This window comes from Paenibacillus sp. ACRRY (genome assembly GCF_022346995.1).
Classification (GTDB): domain Bacteria; phylum Bacillota; class Bacilli; order Paenibacillales; family Paenibacillaceae; genus Paenibacillus.
Genome location: NZ_JAKRNM010000008.1, coordinates 1 through 20,270 on the forward strand (window position 1 = coordinate 1; position 20,270 = coordinate 20,270).

A 20,270-nucleotide genomic window follows, 5' to 3' on the forward strand; every position below is an offset into this window, starting at 1 on the left:
ATTTTATCTCGTATGCAGATGAGCATGGTGAGAATCTGGAAGCGGCCGTTCAAGAGGGCTACCGGATTACATTTAATACCCGAGGCGGGTTGGGCATCTGGATTGAGAAGGCTTTTGGTTTACAACCGGAGCGTGATTTCACGGTCGGTGAGGGCGTTGTAACCGGCCTGAAGTTGAAGCCGGAGCAGGCAGAAGTGCTGGCGAAGCGCCTTGCATCAAATTGGGTCATTATCGATTCGAGAGATGTGCCCGAGGGTCAGGAATTGACCTTGAAATTGCGTGCCTTGGTCTAGGCGACAAGCAGGTCAAGTAGAAGTTACATACGCTGACTACATGTGGTCAGGGATCAGGCTTTCCCTAGTGCAGGATTAGAACTGCGTAGGGAGAGCTTTTTTTTGCAAAAGCAGGTGGTGAGGATATACAATTTAGGAAACAGAATTTCTTAGAAAGTACAGCATCGGATAGAGAGGGGATCACTGTATTGAATCAGCTAACATTTCTGGGAACCGGGGATGCCATGGGCGTACCGCGTGTATACTGTGATTGCGCAGTCTGCACGGAGGCCCGTCTGACCGGGAACAACCAGCGTAAACGATCTTCTGTTCTGATCCATTCAGATGGTGAATCCGAACCGTTTATGATTGACTGCGGACCAGACTGGAGATCACAGATGGAGGATCAGGGATTGCGTATGGTTCATACATTATTGGTGACACATGCGCATTTTGACCATATTGGAGGTTTGCCGGAATGGGCGGATGCCTGCCGCTGGCTGGGGGTTAAGGGCAGCTTGTACGCACCGCGCGAAGTAATTACAACCATTCAGGGGCAATTCCCTTGGCTAAGCCGGCATATGAACTTTCTGGAAACGGATGATGATATCCAGCTTGGCGGATGGAACGTGCACTCCTGGAAGGTCTGCCATGGTAAAAACGGTTATTCCTACGCGTACCGGCTTGAGCGGGAAGGGTACAGCTGGGCGTATTGTTCGGATGCCATCGATCTGAAGGAAGCAGAGAAGAAGCCGCTGCATGGGCTGGATCTGCTGGTGCTGGGAACGAGCTTTGTCCACGAGCTTGCGGAATTCTCCACACGTTCCGTATACGACATGCGTGAGGCGCAGGAACTGCTGCGGGAACTGAAACCGGAGTGCACCTATTTTACCCATATGTCTCATGACGTGGATGTACAGCAAAATTACGATCTGGATCCAGGTATTACGCTAGCAGCTACAGGCATGAAGGTGCCTCTGGGCAGCGTTTAAGTTAGAACCTATTTGGAATATAAAAATAAATACAGAAGAGCGTATCCTTTACCGGAGGTTCTTCGTTTACATAGTGTAAGACCATAAGAGCAAGTCATCGAAAAGCAAGACATGAAGCAAGATCAATCAGGAACCAACAAAGGGGGGCCCCAAACATGGCCTTTGTGAAGTCCGTGGATTGCAGAATCAACAGACCACATGATAACCGTAACTCATTCAAACCATATACCCAGACTGGTCATCAAGCTGAGTACAGCGTGGAACAGATGATGGAAAGTGTGCTGCCTGATCTGATGAGCAGCCTCTACGCTTATTGTCTATCTCTGACCGGTTCAACCTGGGAGGCCGAGGATCTGGTTCAGGATACCTGCGTGAAAATGCTGGCTTCTTCGGCTATGCAGCCCTGTGGTACGAAGCAAGAAATGAACTGGGAAGCCTATCTGATCCGGATTGCGCGCAACACATGGATTGACGTCATACGGAAGCGGGAGAAGCTCGCTTGCAAATTGGATAGCTTGAAACCGTTTATGCAAGAATGTGCGGAGGAGGAGCGACTCGAAGAGATCGAGTCTGCTGTTCAGATCCTTGTCAATGAGCTGCCGCCGTGGCAGCGAGCGATATATATATTACGTGAGTTAATGGGTTACACGACGGCAGAGACTGCGGAGATGCTGGATACATCGGAAGGAGCGGTCAAAGCCGCGCTGAATCGCGCCAGATCTGCTCTGGAACGCGTCAGACAAAGCAGTCTTGAAACGGAGGGTGAAGCAGGGAGTGGCGCAGATGAAGATTCAGCGAGCGCAGAGCAGCTGCGGAGTTATTTGATGGCTTTTCGCAGTGGAGATACGGCGCGTCTGATTGATCTGTGCCTGAACCGTACGGATGATCCGGTGGCCGTGGCAGGAACGATTCTGCAGCAGTCTTTGCCGTCTTCATCAACGCAGCCAATGATGTACGGGTATTCCAATTCCGGCATGACTTCAATGATGTATGGAGGAGGATATGCCGCTCTCATGGTTGCGTAAACCGGGAGGCGACAAGTATGAACCATGTACCTTATGTAGTTGAACAGACAGCCCGCGGTGAGCGGAGCTATGATATTTATTCACGTTTGCTGAAAGATCGAATTATTATGGTGTCTGGGGAGATTGAGGATCAGATGGCAAATGCCATTGTGGCTCAGCTTCTGTTTCTGACCGCAGAGGACCCCGAAAAGGATATCCAGATGTACATCAACAGTCCGGGCGGATCGGTTACAGCCGGATTCTCAATCTATGACACGATGCAATTTGTGAAGCCGGATATTTCAACGATCTGCACTGGCATGGCTGCGAGTTTCGGTACGATTCTGCTGGTCGGTGGTACCAAAGGAAAACGGCTCGCTCTGCCGAACAGTGAGATTATGATCCATCAACCCCATGGGGGTACGCGCGGGCAGGCATCGGATATGCTGATTCATGCCAACCGGATCATTCAGCACCGCCAGCGGCTCAACGAGCTGTTAGCGAACCATACAGGACAACCGCTGGAGCGCATCGAAAGAGATTCGGATCGTGATTATTTCCTGACCGCAGCGGAAGCGGTGGAATATGGATTAGTGGATAAAGTAATATCCAGAACAGATTGAGCAAGTAGCCCTATAATTTACACCTTAAAACATCTAAAAAGCCTGGAAGGTCATATGATCTTCCGGGCTCTTTGATTCGTTTATTTTAATTTCACTGTAATTCCATTGTGGTTGTCAGTTAAACAGTGGAGGCATATGGGGGCTATTTCATCCTTTTAACTAGTTCCATGAGTCTGTTCATCCCTTCACGAATCTGCTGTTCGTGTGCATAGGAGAAAGACAAACGCAGCTTGCGACTGGCCGAAGCGTCCGAAGGATCAAATACCGTTCCGGGGACAAACGCCACAGAATGTTCCATGCATTGGTGAAGCAGTCGTCCTGTATCAATGCCTTCAGGAAGCTCTGCCCAGATGTTGAGTCCGCCCTCAGGCCGGGTCCAATTCCAGTCTGTTTCTTGCAGGCACTTTTCCATGACTTCCATCCGTAATTGTATGGCGGTGCGCAGCTTCGACAGGTGCTGATGCATGCGCGGAGATTGAAAGTAACGGAGAAACAGCTTCTGATTCAGAAGGGGAGTTCCGTTATCAGCCAACGCTTTTACTGCCTGCAGCCCCGGCATAAACCGGGGACGGCACATAATGGCCGCAATACGCAGACCCGGCACAACATACTTGCTGTAGCTGCGAATATAGAGCGTATGCCCTGTCGTATCGTACGTAAAGATCGGCGCAGGAGGCTTCTCTTTAAAATAAATATCGTACGTGCTGTCATCTTCAACGAGAAAGCATCCATATTGTTCGGCTAGTTCGGGAAGCTGTTTCCGCTGTTCGGTTGGAATATTAATTCCGGTCGGATTCTGGAAGGTTGGCGTCATGTAAAAAACGCGGGGTTTCTCCGTTTTCATCAGATGCTCAATCTGTTCCAGATCATAACCCTCCGGGTATATATCCGTGAAGATCAGGCGTGCCCCCTGTTTGCGGAAAATTTCCATGGCAGGGCCGTAAGTCGGCCTTTCCATCAGGACACGGTCCCCCGGTCTGACTAGGCTTCGGGAGATCAGATCAATGGCCTGCTGCGCTCCCGTGGTAATAAGTACTTCTTCCGCTGAGATGTAAAATCGTTCTTTCAGTGTCAGGTGGCTTGCCAGCGCACTACGCAGTTCCACATCACCCTGAATGGTTGAATATGTGCCGAGCAGCCGGGGATACTGATCGAGCAAATCCCGCATGAGTTCCCCCCAGTAACGATTGGGAAGAAGGGCGGGATCAATCAGTGACTTCGAAAACTGATATTCCGCTTCAAGGGATTGCACGCGCGCGAGTGAGTCCCAGTGCAGCCAGGCGGATACAGCAGGGTCATCTGCCTGGTCCGCTACAGGCGACGGGTCAGCAGGACTGACATAATAACCGGACTTGTCCTTAACGTATACATTCCCGCGTTCCTTTAGCTCCTGATAGGCTTTGAACACCGTAAGCCGATGTACACCGAGCTGCTCGGACAGGCTTCGCACCGAAGGGAGTTTTTCATGTTCGGCCCACTCTCCCGCCTCAATACGCACCACGAGATAATGAATCACCTGTTCATATAGTTTAAGGCTGTTATCTGTCATTAACATGGCTTTGCCCACCCGATTCACGCTCCTTTTGGACTCTATTGTAACAGGAAATGAGCGGATTCTGTTCTGTTTTCTTCATTCTGTTCTGTAGACAGTGCTATATGATGGAGAACAGATGAAGGAGGGGCTAGCATGGTTGCAGCAGCATTTACAGTAATGTGTCTTATTTTTGGAACAACGTTCCTGGCGATTAAAATTGGGGTCGAGGCAGGCATGCCGCCTTTTCTATCCGCCGGATTACGTTTTATCATTGCAGGTGCATTGATGTTTGCATGGATGTGGATGAAAGGGAAGGTAAGTCTGTCCCTCTTATGGAGAAAAGAAATGCTCCTGACCGGAGCAGGGCTGACCTTTGGTACGTTTGCCACTTTATACTGGGCTGAGCAATATGTCAGCTCAGGCGTTGGGGCCATTTTATCAGCTACCGGGCCACTGATGATTATGGTGATGCAAACCGCTCTGCTGCGGCAGAAAACCTCTGCTCGCATGATTGCAGGCTGCCTGATCGGTTTCGGTGGCGTTGTGCTTGTTGTTTTACCCGGTGTATCCATTGGCGGGAGTTCACTGTGGTTGTGGGGGTGTATCGCCGTACTTGTAGGAGAAGTATGCTATTCGGCAGGTGCCCTGTACTCCAAGAAGGTGATCAACCAGTTCAAGGAGGCCAGCCCCGTGGCGATTAATGCCGTGCAGATGATGTATGGAGGTTTGCTGTTATCCGGGCTCTCGGCAGTGACAGAATCGTGGAGCACATCTGGACTTGACTGGACTCCGGCGATCTTGTCGCTGATCTATTTGACCGTGATTGGTTCAATGGTAGGGCATAGCCTGTTCTACTGGATCATGTCACGTACCAACCCGCTGTTCCCGGCAACCTGGCTGTACATTTCGCCTCCGATTGCGGTCGGTCTTGGAGCGGTTGTGTATGGTGAACATGTAAGCTGGATCACCTGGATCGGTGTTGTGCTTGTTGTAGCCGGCTTGCTGGCGATGAATGAGAAAGTGATGAGCTGGCTGAAGAGAGGTAAACGAACCAATTCATTGGTGCAAACTTCCAAACCTGTGGTAAAGTAGGTATTACCTTTTTTACATCGGAATGAGGTGAGGAATCAGGTTGAACAGACAAAGGCTTGGTGCAATATTTCTGTTCGTGGGAATTATCCTTTATGGCATTATTCATATTGCTGCCGTTATACACATTCCATTAGTTACCGTCTGGTCTACTAGATGGGGGCGTTATTTGGAAGCTGTGTCCGAGACTGGTGGCCTCATCGGATTGGTTGTGGCGATCTTATTGTTTGCCATGGGTGTGGTGCTTCTGTTGACTGTTCTGATTGCTGGTATGAACAAGGGAAAGACGATACAAGAGATCCGGGAACGGACCCGCGAGTTTGATGAGCAGTACGGAAGCAGCATACGAAATTCATATGACAGCAGCGATCGATAAAAATAGGTGAAAGGGGAGAGCAGGATGGTCAAATTTTACGCAACGATCTGTTCGGCATTTACTCTCTCACTCCTTGCTGCCTGGGTGGATCGCTATCCGAATGATGTTGATACGGCAACAGTAATGGTGCCTTTTAGCAATCAGTTCCTGACCGTTTTTTTGATTTTATGGGCGTTCTATCTGTTTGCAGGTTTGCCGCTCATGGCAGTTTTGGACCGTTTCCTCAAGCGGAAAAGCGGGATATGGAAGACAGTCGTTTATTTTCTAGCTGGCTCTGTCGTAGGCGTCTTGGGAATGCTTCTGCAGGTTAAAGGTCCCCATAGCGAATCGATTATGATTGCACTGCTGTTTGGTGTCGGAGCTCTGGTATTTCTAATGTTCAATTCACTATTGGGTTACTTTCGCAAAATATGGTTGAATTCCCGATATCAATAGTAATGATTCCGAAGATACAACCAAAACAAAAACAGCCTCTGGTTCAGCGAGTTTATTCGCTGCCCGGGGCTGTTTTATTTTGCAGTATGCTCAGCGTTATCGTATTACTCCGCGTTCAGCACAAATTTCTCAATGACCTGCTTCACGCCGTCTTCGTTGTTGCTTGCCGTAATGTAATCTGCCAGCTCTTTGAGGGCAGGGATGGCATTGCCCATAGCCACGCCAAGACCGGCAACTTCCAGCATTTCATGGTCATTCCAAGAATCCCCGATCGCAATGCACTCGCTCAATTGGTGACCAAAGTGATCCGCCAGGAATGTAAGTGCGTGGCCTTTGGTACCTTCGCGATGCATGATCTCGAGGAAGTATGGTTTGGACTTGGTGATATGCACTTCAGATCCAAGCAATTCACGCAGGTCCACGGCAACTTTATCCAAATAGTCTGGCTCATCGATGATAAGCAATTTTGGTGTTTGTTGTTCAATAACTTTGATGAAGTCCGGCTCGATATGGTACTGGGTACCATTCAGCTTCGCGTAATCACGCAATTTGTCGTTTTCTTCGCGAGCATACAGCTTGTCATCAATGTACGTTTGAAGGTGGAGATTGTTCTCCAGGCAGTAGTCGTACAGCTTGCGGGAAGCATCTTGCGGTACATAGCGCTCATAGAGTACTTTCTCGTCCAGCAGGTTTTTGACCAAAGCACCCTGATAGGTAATGATTGGCACGTTTAATCCTGTTTGGCGGGCAAGTGCTTGTGCAGAAGCATAGGCACGTCCTGTTGCCAGGGTAACAACTACACCATGAGCAACCGCTTGCTCCAATGCCGTTTGTGTTGCGGGGGTTACTTCCTTGTTGTCGTTGATGAGGGTATCATCGATGTCAATTGCCATTAATTTGTAAGCCATTTGAGTTTCTCTCCTTTTATCTGTATCTATAATCACAAACGAATGGATCCATCATTACACCAGATCACTCCAAACGCAGAATAGTGTAAGAAAGGAATTCGTTCTAAAACTATACTTACATCTAAATCTATTCTTCCAGGAAAACGAGGCCGATAAAGTCCTCCAGCTCCAGGTTACCGAAGTAGTGTTTCACATCAAGGCCCTCAAGTGCCGTGCGCACCTCGGATTCCTCATAACGCTTGCCGCGCAGCATATTTTCGATATCCGCTACATCGCCTACACCGAAGAAGTCACCGAAGATTTTGATATCTTCAATTCGTCCGTCCTTAATGTTCATGCGCAGATCAATAATGCCGACAGGGAATTTGCGGGTATGCTTCACATTGCTCTCCGGAGACAACCCATAGTTCCAGTCCCAGTTGCTGTAACGCTCAGCGGAGATTTCCTTGATCTTGTCCCAATCCTTCTCCGTGAGTTCATATTGGGGAACATCCTGCGGCTCCATACGGAAGATGTGACGCAACAGCTCGTCCCGGAATTGTTCAATGGTCAGATTGCTGTCAATCAGATCCCGAATGTTGGCGACACGGCTGCGTACGGATTTGGTGCTCTTGGATTTGAATTTCTCGGGATTTACGTTCAGGGATGCCTGAACATGATCCAGATTGAGGTCAAACATGAGCGTTCCGTGACTGAACATACGACCGCGGGTGGAGAACTGGGCGTTACCCGAGATTTTCTTTTCCCCGACTTGCAAATCGTTGCGTCCGGTTAGCTCGGCATTCACACCAAGCTCCTGCAGAGCTTCCACGACAGGTTGGGTGAACTTGCGGAAGTTGTGGAAGGATTGTCCGTCATCCTTGGTAATAAAACTGAAATTGAGGTTACCCAAATCATGGTAGACTGCTCCGCCTCCAGAGAGACGACGTACAACCTGTACACCGTTATCCTGAACATATTCGATGTTGATCTCTTCGATCGTATTCTGGTGTTTTCCAATAATAATGGAAGGGCGGTTAATGTAAAACAGCAGATAGCTGTCATCCATCGGCAAATGCTTCAAAATGTACTCCTCAATCGCGAGGTTTACAGAAGGATCTGTAATGCCCTGGTTATCAACAAACAGCATGGTCATTCCTCCATTAATGTATGTGAGGGACGATGATCCCTTATGTAGTGTTATGCCTGCAAATCAAAATTCCTCTTCTATTGTAATCGAATTGTCGATTGGACACAAAGGAATTGAAGCAGGGAATGGATGGTTTAGGCAAATCAGGATTGACCCGTGATAGTTACGCCATCCATAATAAAAATGACATGCAGAAAGGATGACGGACAAAATGAGCGGTATCATTGAAGTTTTTGGACATGGTGGTGACGTGGAGACTGCTGCGTCAAGATTTGGCGGGAGTCCTGAGGATTTCCTTGATTTTAGTGCAAACATTAATCCTCTGGGTCCGCCCAAGGACGTTCTGAAGGCGTTGGAGCAAGGGATGCGGGCGATACTTCGTTATCCTGATCCTGCACATCGGACATTTAAGACATTGCTTGGCGAACGCCTTGGTCTGTCAGAGGAATATATATCTATAGGGAATGGAGCTGCGGAAAGTATGGCTCTGATCCTGCTCGGACTCTCTCCCCGAAAGGTGGGCACAGTGGAGCCAGGGTTCTCGGAGTATCGTTCATTGTCCAAGCAATTTGGGGCAGAAATGCATCATGTTCTGGGGCAGGAGAAGCTCGAATGGCGAGCAGCTCCCGAAGATATCGAGAGGCTGATGGAACAGGTAGATCTGCTGTTTCTTGGACAGCCGAACAACCCCAATGGCGTGCAGTATCCCTTAGAAGTATTGCAGCGGCTGGCCCGTCATGCAGAGAAGACAGATACTGTCCTGGTGATTGATGAGGCATTTATGGATTTCATTCCTGAAACGCGGCGGCAATCCATTGCTTCCCGATTGCAGGCTTACCCACAGGTAATCATCATTCGCTCGATGACCAAGTTTTATGCCATTCCGGGTCTTCGGCTTGGCTATGCGATTGGACGCCCGGATCTGATTCGTGCCATGACGGAGAAACAGGTAACCTGGAGTGTCAACGGACTGGCACTGATCGCGGGAGAAGCCTGTCTAAGCAGCGGGGAAGCTTTTGAACGGGAGACGTTGGAACAGGTGGCGCTTGAACGAGAGAAACTGGCATCCGGCCTGGAGGCCTGTGGATGCGAAGTGACACGTGGGGAAGCGAACTTCTTGCTGGCACGTGTGCCGCAGCCATGGACAGCGGCAACCATGCAAGCGGCTCTGGGGGAACGGGGAATTCTGATCCGAAGCTGCGCCATGTACCCTGGACTTGGGGAAAGACATATCCGACTGGCGGTGAAGGATGCGAAGTCGAATCTTCGTCTGGTGAATGAAATGAGAAGTGTCAGCGGACAAACGAATCCGTTGTCAATCAGCGGGGGGGCGGAGTAATGGCGTTGCCATTCTTTCAGTACTTTACCCATGCAAATGCAGAGCAAAATAAATATACTTCTTCTGCATGGCCCGGCTTAACCATCAGCGCACATGAACGCCATATTCGAGCAGCGATCCCTAACCGGGTAACCGCCATTTCGAGTGCCGTGTATAGCGGGGGCATGATCGAGCTGGATCGCATATTCAATATTTATGTAGACAGGCATTATCGTTGTGACGACCCGCCGCGTGATATTGCAGACCTGCTGAGCGGGTGGGGGGAACGCACAACAGCATGTGCCGGATTGCTGACAGCGGTTAAGCTTGAGCACACATCGGTTCAGGAAGTTGTGGGCGATGAAGCGGGGATCTTATGCTGTACGACAGCAGGTGTATCCAATGCTGCCCGTGCAGGCTCCGCAAGAACCGTATTTGATGCTGCAGGGAACATAGCTAACCAGGAGGGAATAGCAGCAGAGTCACCCTACACTCCCGGTACTATTAATATCATGTTATGGATAAACGGCCGCATGACGCCTGGAGCCATGGTCAATGCCATTCAGACAGCAGTGGAAGCCAAAACGGCAGCGCTCTCGGATTGCGGTGTAATGGATGCGGAAAACGGACTGACTGCAACGGGAACGACGACGGATGCCATTGTGCTGGCCGCGAGTCAGGTGGAGGGGAAACCACTGATCTCTTACTCAGGTACAGCCACAGTGATTGGGGCAGGAATTGGGCGTGTCGTCTATGATGCCGTTACCGAAAGTTTGCAAGCTGGACAGGCGTGGAAAGAGAGGAATAGCAAGCGATGATATCTCTGAGTCAATGGGCGGAATGGCCCATATGGGCAGGAATGACAGGAGCATGGATTATTTTAGCAGCATACATACTGGATCGCCTCATTGGAGATCCACGCTGGATCCCCCACCCGGTGATCGGCATGGGCAAAGGAATTTCTGCACTGGAGCGGACCATAAGAAAACGAGTGAGCAGCGATCAGGGGCTTAAACGGGCAGGGTTGCTTTTTCCGATCATCATTGCGGGTGGTTCATTGGCGCTTACTTGGGGAGTGTTATACGTCCTTGGACTTGTTCACCCGGTGGTTGCCGTTATCGCTGAAGTAGTACTGATTGCCACCACCATTGCTTCCAAAGGACTGAAGGATGCAGGCATGGAAGTGTATCGTCACCTGAGAGAAAGGGATTGGCCTGCGGCTAGACGTTCACTCGGCATGATCGTGGGGCGGGATACAGGGCATCTGGATGAACCGGAAGTGGTAAGGGGAACCGTGGAGACCGTGGCGGAGAACATCGTAGATGCCATCGTTTCACCGCTATTCTATGCCCTGATTGGCGGTGCTCCGCTTGCGATGGCGTATCGGGCCGTCAATACGCTGGATTCCATGGTTGGTTATAAAAATGATAAGTATTTGCATCTCGGCTGGGCCTCTGCTCGTCTGGATGATTGGGCGAACTGGATTCCGGCACGGCTTACCGCCTTGCTGCTAATTACAGGTGCGTGGTTTATGAGATTAAACGCAAAAGGCGCTGCACTTATGGTTCGCCGGGATGCCAGATTGCACCCCAGCCCGAACAGCGGATTCCCGGAGTCTGCCGTTGCGGGAGCGCTGGGCATCAGGCTTGGGGGGCATAACGTTTATCACGGCGTGGCTTCTTTTCGAGCCTATATGGGCGATCAGACACGGTTGATGGAAGCAGAGGATATCGTGCGGACCACACGTTTGATGTTCTGGTCGGCGGGAGCTTTTGTGCTGTTATGCTGGCTGATAACGTTCGGCATCTGGACAGCAGGAGGTGTACTGTTATGGAAGTAGAATCCGGGAAGCGTGGAACTGGAACGCGGGAGGTCGTGTTTATCCGCCATGGTACAACTTCTTGGAATGTGGAAAAGAGATACCTCGGACATACCGATATCGGTCTCCTGCCAGATGCAGAGCGGGAACTGGCGCCGCTTCGCGAGTCCATTCGCGGGATCACATGGGATGCGTTATATTGTAGTGATCTGCTGCGCTGCCGGCAGACCATGAAACGAATCGCTCCGGTACAGGCAGAACAAGCACAGTATGATCCGCGTCTGCGTGAGATTAATTTTGGGCAATGGGAAGGGATGACTTACAATGAGCTCAAGGACAATCCGCTCTACCGGGATTGGATTGATGCACCGCAGCATGTGACGCCACCGGGCGGCGAGCCTTGGCAGGCATTTGCTGCGAGGATCGACTCTTTCGTGAAGGCGTGTCTTGTGTCCGTTTCGCCAGAGGTATATTCCGGTGGAAACTCTGTTCCGACGATAGCCGTAGTTACCCATGGCGGTGTCATTCGGTATGCCATATCACGTCTCATACCGGAACTGGGATTCTGGGATACACAGGTCATTCCGGGGCAAGCAATTAAGGTTCGGCTTGAAAAAAGTGAAAATAGCTGGGTTTCAAGCAGGGTGTCTTTTCCGTGAATCGGGTTGTAAGGATGTGCAATATAACCTATAATCACAACAGAAGTGTGACTTCAGCATGAATACATATCTCGTTATGCGTTTAAGCGCTGAGGGATGGGACATGCTCACTTGAATGGTTACAATATCAGCGACCACGGGTCCCTTGTGCGAGCAAGAAGAGCTCATCAAGTTTATGCAAGCGATGAACGGCACAATGGGTGAAATAGGGAAGCCGGTGTGAATCCGGCACGGTCCCGCCACTGTAAATCAGGACGAGCAGTCCTGTAAGTCAGGTTACCTGCCCTGGACGTACAAACCGGTGTTCCTTCGAGGAAAGGACAGCGTTTCGGGCAATTCTATGTGCATGAACAGCGGGTACGCTGTAGATGTGCAGATCGCCATATGCGAGACGTCATCCCTGATCCTGACGTAAGGATCGGGGATTTTTTTGTTCATATAGGATGAACCGAAAAATATTCACACGTAACGAAGAGTGCAGAACCAATCTGGAGAAGCGTGCGCTCGCCTAAAAGCTTTCTGAAAGAAAGCTGCATCGGAAGCATAAGCTATCCCCGGATTTTCACGTTTATAAGAGAGAATCAAAAAAATCTGGGGATAACAGCGATCGGAAGATGGTACTGCAATCGTAGTGGCCAAGTGTGGTTTTCTAGGGTCATTTTATTTAGGAACACAAATTCAGGGGAAATGGTCAGGAGCACTATTTAAGAGAGATCATAGAGAAGGGGAGAATGAACAGAATGAACATCAAGAATTGGAAAGGCATGGCGTCCCTGCTGACAGCAGCGATGCTTACACTGGCTTTGGCCGGATGTGGAAACGCAACAACGAGCGAGGGAACAGGTACCTCTACACAGCAGCCGGCACAGGAGCAATCCCAAGGCCAGGAGCAGACGGATCTCAAAACACAATATCCACTTACGGTAACCGATGCGACAGGTGAATCCTTCACGTTTGAGCAGGCGCCAGCCAAGATCGTATCCGTGTCTCCGGCAGAAACTGAATCGTTGTTCGCGCTTGGACTGGACGAGCAGATTGTAGGCGTATCCGACTATGACGATTATCCGGAAGCTGCAACGAGCAAACCGAAAATGGGCGGAGTGTCGAAGCCCAATGAAGAATCAATCATCGCAGCGGAAGCAGACATCGTATTTACAGGGATCTCCATGAGCGAAGAAGCTGTGACGAAGCTGCGCGAACTGGGAATCACCATTTTCAAAACAGATCCGAAATCGATAGACGATGTCATGAACAACATCGAAACATTCGGGAAAATCACGGATCATCAGGAGCAGGCACAGGAGCTCATCACGAAGATGAAACAAGATGTAGCAGACGTAACCGAAGCGGTTAAGGCTGTGAAGTCGGAAGATCAGAAAAAGGTATATGTTGAATTCTCCCCAGGCTGGACTGTAGGTAAAGGCGAATTCATGGATGAACTGATCACAGTAGCTGGTGGGATCAACGTTGCTTCCGACCTTGTAGGCTGGAATGAAATTAACGAAGAGAACATTATTGCTTCCAATCCGGATGTCATTCTGTACGCCAATGATGTTATTGATGAGAACTCCAAAACTTTGGATCAGATCATCAAAGAGCGCAGCGGCTGGGACCAAATCACGGCTGTGAAAGACGATGCAGTCATTGGCCTCGATGCCAACCTGCTGAGCCGTCCGGGACCACGTGTAACGGAAGGTTTGAAAGCTGTAGCCAAAGCAATCTATCCTGACCTGTTCCAATGAGTAAAAAGCTGGCAGTGTACGGAACAGCCGGAATTCTGCTGCTTGTGCTGACCGTGCTGATCTGTACGGGCATCGGTTCGGTAGCTCTGCCTGTCCGTGACATTGCAGGCATTCTGCTTCATCACATGCCATGGATCGGAGACTGGATCACGCCCGACTGGAGTACGGCAGCCGAGCAGATTATATGGAAGGTCAGATTCCCGCGGGTACTGCTTGCTGTACTCGTGGGTGCATCGCTGGCCATCGCCGGAGCGGGCTTCCAGGGGGTTCTTCGTAACCCGCTGGCAGATCCGTTTACGCTTGGCGTATCGTCTGGTGCATCGGTGGGTGCAGCTTTTCTGATCTTCTTCGGATTGCAGTATGCATTGATCGGAATCTGGACCTTGCCGCTCGTTGCGTTTCTAACGGGCGTGCTTACATTATGGTTTGTGCTCGCCCTGGCTCGTGAAGGGCGGAAAATACCGACGCACAGCCTGATTCTGGCTGGTGTGGTGATGCAAAGTTTTCTGGGAGCGGTGGTCTCCTTCCTGTCGACCATGTCGAAACAGACGATTAACGAAATTATATACTGGACGATGGGAAGTCTGGCTCTGCGTGGGTGGTCGTATACGGCCATCCTTTTCCCGTATTTTATACTGGGTCTGATTTTCCTTTGGAGCCGTGCCCGTTCCTTGAATGTTCTTGCACTGGGGGAACGGCAGGCTGCACATATCGGTGTTCAGGTGGATGGTTTGAAGCTATCCGTCCTTGCCGTAGGAACACTGCTTACCGCCGGGGCCGTCTCGGTTTCGGGTGTTATTGGATTCGTAGGTCTTGTCATCCCGCATATTCTTCGGCTGATTGTTGGACCTGACTATCGATTGCTGGTTCCCTTGTCCGCGATTGGCGGAGCCATCTTCATGGTATGGGCAGATACGATTGCACGCTCTCTGCTGGCACCGACCGAAATTCCGCTTGGTGTGGTGACGGCCTTTGTCGGGGCTCCTTTCTTCGCATATCTGCTGCATCGGAATAAAAAGCTGCGAAAAGGGGTGATGCCATGAGTGCAATCATGGGTACAAGCGTTACCTCAAACGATCCGCTGATTGAAGTTGCAGGAGCAGGTAAAATGTATGGTCAGCACCGGGCGCTGCATAACGTGGACTGGCGTGTGACAGAAGGGGAATGGTGGGGTGTCGTTGGTCCAAACGGAAGCGGAAAATCAACGCTGCTCCAGCTCATTGCAGGAACCGAACAGCCTGGTGCAGGCAGCATCCGGATTGCAGGGCGGGAGATTACCTCATACACTCGCAAAGATCTGTCCCGTATGATTGCGGTATTACAGCAGGACGGCCTGCCTGCCATCTCCTATCCCGTCCGAGATGTGGTGGAGATGGGACGTTATCCTTATCAGAATTGGCTAGGCAGGGAATCCGCGGATGGAGCGGCAGTGGTGGACCGGGTACTGGAAGAACTGGGATTAACCGAAATGGCCGACAGGCCGCTCGATGCACTCAGCGGCGGGCAGAGGCAGCGGGTGGCGCTCGCCAAAGTCATGGCACAGGAGCCGAAATTGTTATTGCTGGATGAGCCAACCACTTTTCTTGATATCCGATATCAATTGCAATTCATGGAGTTATTATCTTCCTGGCGGCAAAAAAACAAGATTACCATTGTGGCTGTGCTGCACGATCTGAACCTCGCTGCGCAATTCTGCGATCACATTCTCGCCCTGCGCGAGGGCATGTGCGTAAGCAGTGGAACACCACATTCGCTGATGACGGAAGAGAACATTCGGGATATCTTCCGGGTGAACCCGGCCATGGTGAATCATCCCGATACTGGATTGCCGCAATTGTTGCTGCGGCGAGAACACGAGTGAACGAAAATCGGGGGCGACCCCATATTTTGATGAAGGAAGTGCTGGCGGTATGAATAATGAACAGACGTTGGAACAGTTAATCGATCGGATCGTGGGTCCTAATGAAGAAGTGGCGGCAGAAGCCTCTGCACATGTGGATTCATTAACGAAACCGCCCGGCAGTCTGGGCAAACTGGAACAGTTGGTTATTCGACTTGCGGGGATAACCGGTGAGGCTCGGCCTTGTCTGGATCGCAGGGCCGTCATCGTTATGGCTGCCGACCACGGCGTCGTTGCTGAAGGCATCAGTGCGTTCCCGGCAGAGGTAACGCCGCAGATGGTTCATAATTTTCTGGCAGGAGGAGCGGCTGTTAACGTTCTGGCGCGCCATGCAGGGGCAGATGTCATCTGTGTGGATATTGGCGTGAATGCCGATCTTGAACACCCGGACCTGGTCTCCCGCAAAGTACGCAAAGGTACAGCCAACATGGCGCAGGGCGCAGCTATGAGCCGTGATGAAGCGATCCAGGCGATTCTTGCCGGAGCCGAGGTTGTGGCGACTGAAGTTGCGAAGGGAACCCGGTTGTTCGTAACTGGAGAAATGGGCATCGGAAATACTACCGCGAGTGCCGCAGTCATGTGTGCTTTGACCGGAACGGCACCCGCATCTGCGGTTGGTCGGGGAACAGGGATTGATGACGAAGGTTTGCAGCGCAAAGCTGCTGTAGTCAGCCGGGCACTAAGTGTGAATGAACCGGATGCAGACGATGCTTTGGATGTGCTTGGCAAAGTGGGCGGATTGGAAATTGCCGGGCTGACAGGTGTCATCCTCGCAGCGGCAGCTCATGGTTGCCCGGTTGTTGTGGATGGGTTTATCTCCACTGCAGCGGCTTTGATTGCGAGACAGCTTGCTCCGGTCAGTGTGGAATATATGATCGCTTCGCATACATCGCATGAAAGTGGACATGCTGCGCTTCTGCGCGAACTTGGCCTCAAACCGATGTTGGATCTGGACATGCGGCTAGGTGAGGGAACAGGCGGTGTGCTCAGCCTTCATTTGATCGATGCGGCTTGCCGTATTCTGAATGAGATGGCCACATTTGCAAGTGCTGGTGTATCGGGAGGCTCGAATGAGAATGGGCGCGCGGATGATTCATCGACAGCCACTTCGGCAGTTCGGGGAGAGGTATCTCCATGAGCGTACTTGTTACGGGCGGGGCAAGGAGCGGCAAAAGCTCCTTCGCCGAGCGTCTCTGCATGCAGCGTTCCTCCGAGGCCTGGTATGTGGCAACCGCACAGGCGTATGATGACGAGATGCGTGAACGGATACGCCTGCATCAGAATCAGCGTGATGAAGTGGGGTACCTGTGGCATACAGTAGAGGAACCCCTAGCACTGCCAGAACTCATCACCCGAATGGGGGAATCGCATACAGGATCGTCTGCTCCGACCATTTTGGTGGATTGCCTGACGCTTTGGTTGACTAATGTCCTGCTTACCCACGAGCATGAGCCTGAGCAAGTTATTCAGGATCATATGAATGCACTGGTAACCGCCATCGAGTCCTATCCCGGGCTGCTTGTCCTGGTTACGAATGAAGTGGGTGACGGCATCGTACCGGAGTATGCGCTTGGCAGAAGATATCGGGATCTGGCGGGCATATTGAATCAGCGAGTTGCTGCCATTAGCCGCGAGGTTTTCCTGGTAACGGTAGGGATTGCAATGGAGCTGAAGAGCAAGGAGTATCGCTTATGAGCCATGACGGTAACGATAGCCAGCAAAATCATGAGAATAATAGCGGTGGCGTCAATACGAATCAGATTAACCAGGGCCCAGCTCTGGATGCGGAAAATGTAAACAGACTGGATCAAAAACATACGGCTGCGGCCGCTTTTCAATTTTTGTCCCGTTTCCCGGTGAAAATGCAGATTGACTTCGTTCCACCACTGCTGCGGGAAAGCGTAGTGTATTATCCGCTGGTCGGTGCAGCCATTGGGCTGTGTGTCTGGCTCGGTGGTGCGCTTACAGGTGCGCTGCTGCCATCGTTTCCAGCGGCTATATTGACCTTGACCCTTTGGGTATGGCTTACGGGGGGACTCCACCTCGATGGCTGGATGGACACAGCGGATGGTTTGCTCAGCTATCGTACCCGTGAGCGGATGCTGGAGATTATGAAAGACAGCCGCGTTGGAGCCATGGGAGTAATTGCCTGTGTGCTGCTGCTCATGATGAAAGCAGCGTTAATTGCTGATTTTATCGCACGTGGGAACTGGCTATATGGAGCATTGCTAATTCTGCCCATGATCTGGAGCCGCTGGTTCATGGTATATGCCATTTCGGCTTGGCCGAATGCCAGGGGAGACGATGGACTTGCTGTCCTGTTCAAAGGCCTTGGGGAACGGAAGGAAGTCCAGCGGGCAAGAAGCGCTGCGGTTGGACTAACCATCCTCGCGGCTGTCATTACGTTTGCCGCGGTGTGGATCTTTCAGCCGGGTAACAGTGTTGTAGAAATGCTGGCGATGGAAAGGGGCCTTGGGACATTACCTTGGTGGCTATATCCTATTGCAGCTGCCATTTTGGTGCCTCTGGCGGCGTATTTCTTCGGCAAATTCGTTGCCGGACGCATCAGCGAGAGGCTGGGCGGACTTACTGGAGATACATATGGCGCCATGAATGAGCTGCTGGAAGCCGCTCTGCTGACGGTGTTAAGTCTGCTGCAGGGATTATTTTTGTTATAGGGAACGAATGGAAATGAGTAATGTGGAGCATAACGCGAAAGAGCTGAGGTGATTGGAACGTGCAGGATACGCCTGTAGGACAAGCGGCGGTATTGATGCTGCAAGGTACGGCATCGGATGTGGGGAAGAGTGTTATTACTACGGCATTATGCAGGATATTCAAGCAGGATGGCTTCAGACCGGCCCCGTTTAAATCACAAAATATGGCGCTCAACTCCTACGTAACCGAAGATGGCAAGGAGATTGGCAGAGCCCAGGGAGCGCAGGCAGAAGCTTGCGGTATTGAAGCAACAACGGATATGAACCCGATATTGATCAAGCCCGTGCGGGATATGCACTCGCAGATCGTGGTGCACGGTGTACCTTTTGCCCAGATGAGTGCTTCGGACTATCGTCAGCATTTCCTGCCGGAAGCGAAGCAGACGGTCATGGATGCGCTGAATCGGCTGCGCGATACCTATGATATTGTATTGATGGAAGGGGCAGGCAGTCCGGCCGAGATTAACTTGAAGGATCGCGACATTGTCAATATGAATCTGGCAGGCTGGGCGGATTCGCCAGTCATTCTTATCTCCGATATTGATCGCGGAGGCGTGTTTGCTTCGATTGTAGGTACACTTGAGCTGTTGGAGCCGCATGAGGTCCAGCGTGTAAAAGGATTTATCATTAACAAATTCCGGGGGGATCTGTCCCTGCTGCAGCCTGGACTCGACTGGCTCGAAGAGCGGACGGGCATTCCGGTATTGGGCGTACTGCCTTACATAAGAGATATTCAGATTGAAGCCGAGGATTCCGTGGTGCTTGACTCCATGCGTCATGGCAAATCAGGAAAAAGGGAGCTGGATCTTGCCGTTATTCGTTATCCGCGGATTTCCAACTTTACGGACTTTGACTCGCTGTCCCGTGAACCGGATGTCAATGTGCGATATGTGACTTCTCCGGAAGAGCTGGGACAGCCGGACGCCATTTTGCTCCCCGGTACGAAGGATACGATTGGTGATCTGGCATTCCTGAGAGAGTCGGGCCTGGAGCAAGCGATTGCGAGTCAGACCGAACGTGATCATGTCCAGCTTGTGGGGATATGCGGTGGATATCAGATGCTGGGCCAGCATTTGAAAGATCCGTTTGCAGTGGAAGCGAATCAGATTCAGGAGGCACAGGGTCTGGGATGGCTGCCGCTGTCGACCACTTTTCTGGAACATAAACAGACGGTGAGAGCTTCAGGGCGTGTGCAGCAGCGGCATCCGATTCGTCTATACGGGGATCAAGATTCCGTTGATTCCATGCCAGTGAATGGGTACGAGATTCATATGGGCGTAACCGAGTGCTACGATGCGAAGCAAGTGACTGCGCTGTTTGAGATTGCTCATCCAGGTGGTCAGCCTTTTCAGGAAGGTTGGGGGAGCACGGATGGAAAAGTATGGGGAACGTACTTGCATGGTTTGTTTGAAAGTGACCAGTTCCGCCGCTCCTGGCTTAATGGCCTTCGGCAAGAGAAAGGACTCGCTCCGCTTCAGGAAACCTATAGTGCTCATGAACGCAAGGAGATGGAATTCGACCGGGTAGCCGAGTCTCTGCGCTCAGCCTTGGACATGAAACGTGTATACGAAATTATGGGTATCCAGTACCGAGATACCGCTTCAACTGTTAATGATTGAATAGCAAGCTAGTGTATGATCAAGGATTTATAACCTGAATATAAAAAAAATACCCCCATGTGTATATGCAGTACCCGGAAACGGGCTGCTGTTACGCATGGGGGTGTTTGCATGTCTGTGGTTTAATTGTGGTT

The 20,270-nt window shown here is 51.1% G+C and carries 20 protein-coding genes, 1 pseudogene and 1 riboswitch; of the genes and pseudogenes, 18 read left to right on the plus strand and 3 right to left on the minus strand.

Annotated elements, in window-relative coordinates:
- The 4 genes and pseudogenes from MH144_RS22695 to clpP all read left to right on the plus strand — a co-directional run.
- A pseudogene (locus MH144_RS22695) lies at positions 1–293 on the plus strand (hypothetical protein); the annotation flags it as partial.
- A 188-nt stretch (positions 294–481) separates the two neighbouring features.
- Entirely contained in the window at positions 482–1,264 is a 783-nt protein-coding gene (locus MH144_RS22700; RefSeq protein WP_239304385.1) for an MBL fold metallo-hydrolase, read from the plus strand.
- Positions 1,265–1,419: 155 nt separating this feature from the next.
- A complete protein-coding gene (locus tag MH144_RS22705) occupies positions 1,420–2,289 on the plus strand; it encodes an RNA polymerase sigma factor (protein ID WP_239304388.1) in 870 nt (289 codons plus the stop codon).
- A gap of 17 nt (positions 2,290–2,306) precedes the next feature.
- Positions 2,307–2,891, plus strand: a complete 585-nt coding sequence (clpP, locus tag MH144_RS22710) for an ATP-dependent Clp endopeptidase proteolytic subunit ClpP (protein WP_095360598.1) — start codon at positions 2,307–2,309, stop codon at positions 2,889–2,891.
- 142 nt (positions 2,892–3,033) lie between these two features.
- Here clpP and MH144_RS22715 read toward each other — a convergent pair whose 3' ends face one another.
- Positions 3,034–4,458, minus strand: coding sequence for an aminotransferase-like domain-containing protein (locus MH144_RS22715; protein ID WP_239304390.1), 1,425 nt, complete (start codon positions 4,456–4,458; stop codon positions 3,034–3,036).
- 120 nt (positions 4,459–4,578) lie between these two features.
- Here MH144_RS22715 and MH144_RS22720 point away from each other — a divergent pair, with 120 nt between their 5' ends.
- The 3 genes from MH144_RS22720 to MH144_RS22730 are packed head-to-tail and all read left to right on the plus strand — an operon-like array spanning position 4,579 to position 6,325.
- Positions 4,579–5,517 (plus strand): DMT family transporter, encoded by a 939-nt coding sequence (locus tag MH144_RS22720; protein WP_239304392.1) that lies wholly within the window; start codon positions 4,579–4,581, stop codon positions 5,515–5,517.
- Positions 5,518–5,557: 40 nt separating this feature from the next.
- Positions 5,558–5,890 carry a hypothetical protein gene (locus MH144_RS22725; RefSeq protein ID WP_239304394.1) on the plus strand — a complete coding sequence of 111 codons (333 nt, stop codon included), beginning with the start codon at positions 5,558–5,560 and terminating at the stop codon, positions 5,888–5,890.
- A gap of 24 nt (positions 5,891–5,914) precedes the next feature.
- The gene (locus tag MH144_RS22730) at positions 5,915–6,325 is read left to right on the plus strand and encodes a hypothetical protein (RefSeq protein ID WP_239304396.1); all 411 of its coding nucleotides are present in this window, start codon (positions 5,915–5,917) and stop codon (positions 6,323–6,325) included.
- A gap of 104 nt (positions 6,326–6,429) precedes the next feature.
- Here MH144_RS22730 and MH144_RS22735 read toward each other — a convergent pair whose 3' ends face one another.
- Together MH144_RS22735 and lplA are read right to left on the minus strand one after the other, a co-directional pair.
- Positions 6,430–7,233 carry a Cof-type HAD-IIB family hydrolase gene (locus MH144_RS22735; RefSeq protein ID WP_095360596.1) on the minus strand — a complete coding sequence of 268 codons (804 nt, stop codon included), beginning with the start codon at positions 7,231–7,233 and terminating at the stop codon, positions 6,430–6,432.
- Between the two features lie 127 nt (positions 7,234–7,360).
- The gene (gene lplA / locus MH144_RS22740; RefSeq protein WP_127538243.1) at positions 7,361–8,362 is read right to left on the minus strand and encodes a lipoate--protein ligase; all 1,002 of its coding nucleotides are present in this window, start codon (positions 8,360–8,362) and stop codon (positions 7,361–7,363) included.
- A gap of 220 nt (positions 8,363–8,582) precedes the next feature.
- On the opposite strand from lplA, the gene cobD reads away from it, so the two are divergent.
- From cobD to MH144_RS22795, 11 genes are all read left to right on the plus strand, one after another.
- Positions 8,583–9,701: a threonine-phosphate decarboxylase CobD gene (gene cobD, locus MH144_RS22745; protein ID WP_481857390.1), complete on the plus strand. Its 1,119-nt coding sequence runs from the start codon at positions 8,583–8,585 to the stop codon at positions 9,699–9,701.
- The gene (locus MH144_RS22750) at positions 9,701–10,498 is read left to right on the plus strand and encodes an adenosylcobinamide amidohydrolase (RefSeq protein ID WP_239304399.1); all 798 of its coding nucleotides are present in this window, start codon (positions 9,701–9,703) and stop codon (positions 10,496–10,498) included. The genes cobD and MH144_RS22750 overlap by 1 nt, the downstream gene beginning before the upstream one ends.
- A 41-nt stretch (positions 10,499–10,539) precedes the next feature.
- Positions 10,540–11,520, plus strand: a complete 981-nt coding sequence (cbiB, locus tag MH144_RS22755; protein WP_239304401.1) for an adenosylcobinamide-phosphate synthase CbiB — start codon at positions 10,540–10,542, stop codon at positions 11,518–11,520.
- Positions 11,511–12,158, plus strand: a complete 648-nt coding sequence (locus tag MH144_RS22760; protein ID WP_239304403.1) for a histidine phosphatase family protein — start codon at positions 11,511–11,513, stop codon at positions 12,156–12,158. The genes cbiB and MH144_RS22760 overlap by 10 nt, the downstream gene beginning before the upstream one ends.
- Before the next feature lie 172 nt (positions 12,159–12,330).
- Positions 12,331–12,459: riboswitch (cobalamin riboswitch) on the plus strand.
- A 439-nt stretch (positions 12,460–12,898) separates the two neighbouring features.
- Positions 12,899–13,900, plus strand: coding sequence for an ABC transporter substrate-binding protein (locus MH144_RS22765; RefSeq protein WP_481857388.1), 1,002 nt, complete (start codon positions 12,899–12,901; stop codon positions 13,898–13,900).
- A complete protein-coding gene (locus tag MH144_RS22770; protein WP_095360590.1) occupies positions 13,897–14,943 on the plus strand; it encodes a FecCD family ABC transporter permease in 1,047 nt (348 codons plus the stop codon). Before MH144_RS22765 ends, MH144_RS22770 begins: the two co-directional genes overlap by 4 nt.
- Positions 14,940–15,761, plus strand: coding sequence for an ABC transporter ATP-binding protein (locus tag MH144_RS22775; RefSeq protein ID WP_239304407.1), 822 nt, complete (start codon positions 14,940–14,942; stop codon positions 15,759–15,761). Before MH144_RS22770 ends, MH144_RS22775 begins: the two co-directional genes overlap by 4 nt.
- A 49-nt stretch (positions 15,762–15,810) precedes the next feature.
- A complete protein-coding gene (gene cobT, locus MH144_RS22780) occupies positions 15,811–16,938 on the plus strand; it encodes a nicotinate-nucleotide--dimethylbenzimidazole phosphoribosyltransferase (RefSeq protein WP_239304409.1) in 1,128 nt (375 codons plus the stop codon).
- Entirely contained in the window at positions 16,935–17,495 is a 561-nt protein-coding gene (gene cobU / locus MH144_RS22785; RefSeq protein WP_153977396.1) for a bifunctional adenosylcobinamide kinase/adenosylcobinamide-phosphate guanylyltransferase, read from the plus strand. Before cobT ends, cobU begins: the two co-directional genes overlap by 4 nt.
- Positions 17,492–18,478 carry an adenosylcobinamide-GDP ribazoletransferase gene (gene cobS / locus MH144_RS22790; RefSeq protein WP_275440263.1) on the plus strand — a complete coding sequence of 329 codons (987 nt, stop codon included), beginning with the start codon at positions 17,492–17,494 and terminating at the stop codon, positions 18,476–18,478. The genes cobU and cobS overlap by 4 nt, the downstream gene beginning before the upstream one ends.
- 95 nt (positions 18,479–18,573) lie before the next feature.
- A complete protein-coding gene (locus tag MH144_RS22795) occupies positions 18,574–20,136 on the plus strand; it encodes a cobyric acid synthase (RefSeq protein WP_239304729.1) in 1,563 nt (520 codons plus the stop codon).
- The last annotated feature ends 134 nt before the right edge of the window (positions 20,137–20,270 follow it).

Bases quoted from the DNA above. Each gene is read 5' to 3' on its own strand.
- MH144_RS22760 (WP_239304403.1), top strand. From the start codon at position 11,511: ATGGAAGTAGAATCCGGGAAGCGTGGAACTGGAACGCGGGAGGTCGTG.
- cobT (WP_239304409.1), top strand. From the start codon at position 15,811: ATGAATAATGAACAGACGTTGGAACAGTTAATCGATCGGATCGTGGGT.
- cbiB (WP_239304401.1), top strand. From the start codon at position 10,540: ATGACAGGAGCATGGATTATTTTAGCAGCATACATACTGGATCGCCTC.
- lplA (WP_127538243.1), bottom strand. From the start codon at position 8,362: ATGCTGTTTGTTGATAACCAGGGCATTACAGATCCTTCTGTAAACCTC.
- MH144_RS22750 (WP_239304399.1), top strand. From the start codon at position 9,701: ATGGCGTTGCCATTCTTTCAGTACTTTACCCATGCAAATGCAGAGCAA.
- MH144_RS22775 (WP_239304407.1), top strand. From the start codon at position 14,940: ATGAGTGCAATCATGGGTACAAGCGTTACCTCAAACGATCCGCTGATT.
- MH144_RS22730 (WP_239304396.1), top strand. From the start codon at position 5,915: ATGGTCAAATTTTACGCAACGATCTGTTCGGCATTTACTCTCTCACTC.
- MH144_RS22720 (WP_239304392.1), top strand. From the start codon at position 4,579: ATGGTTGCAGCAGCATTTACAGTAATGTGTCTTATTTTTGGAACAACG.
- MH144_RS22735 (WP_095360596.1), bottom strand. From the start codon at position 7,233: ATGGCTTACAAATTAATGGCAATTGACATCGATGATACCCTCATCAAC.
- cobU (WP_153977396.1), top strand. From the start codon at position 16,935: ATGAGCGTACTTGTTACGGGCGGGGCAAGGAGCGGCAAAAGCTCCTTC.
- MH144_RS22770 (WP_095360590.1), top strand. From the start codon at position 13,897: ATGAGTAAAAAGCTGGCAGTGTACGGAACAGCCGGAATTCTGCTGCTT.
- MH144_RS22795 (WP_239304729.1), top strand. From the start codon at position 18,574: ATGCTGCAAGGTACGGCATCGGATGTGGGGAAGAGTGTTATTACTACG.
- MH144_RS22705 (WP_239304388.1), top strand. From the start codon at position 1,420: ATGGCCTTTGTGAAGTCCGTGGATTGCAGAATCAACAGACCACATGAT.
- cobS (WP_275440263.1), top strand. From the start codon at position 17,492: ATGAGCCATGACGGTAACGATAGCCAGCAAAATCATGAGAATAATAGC.
- MH144_RS22765 (WP_481857388.1), top strand. From the start codon at position 12,899: ATGAACATCAAGAATTGGAAAGGCATGGCGTCCCTGCTGACAGCAGCG.
- clpP (WP_095360598.1), top strand. From the start codon at position 2,307: ATGAACCATGTACCTTATGTAGTTGAACAGACAGCCCGCGGTGAGCGG.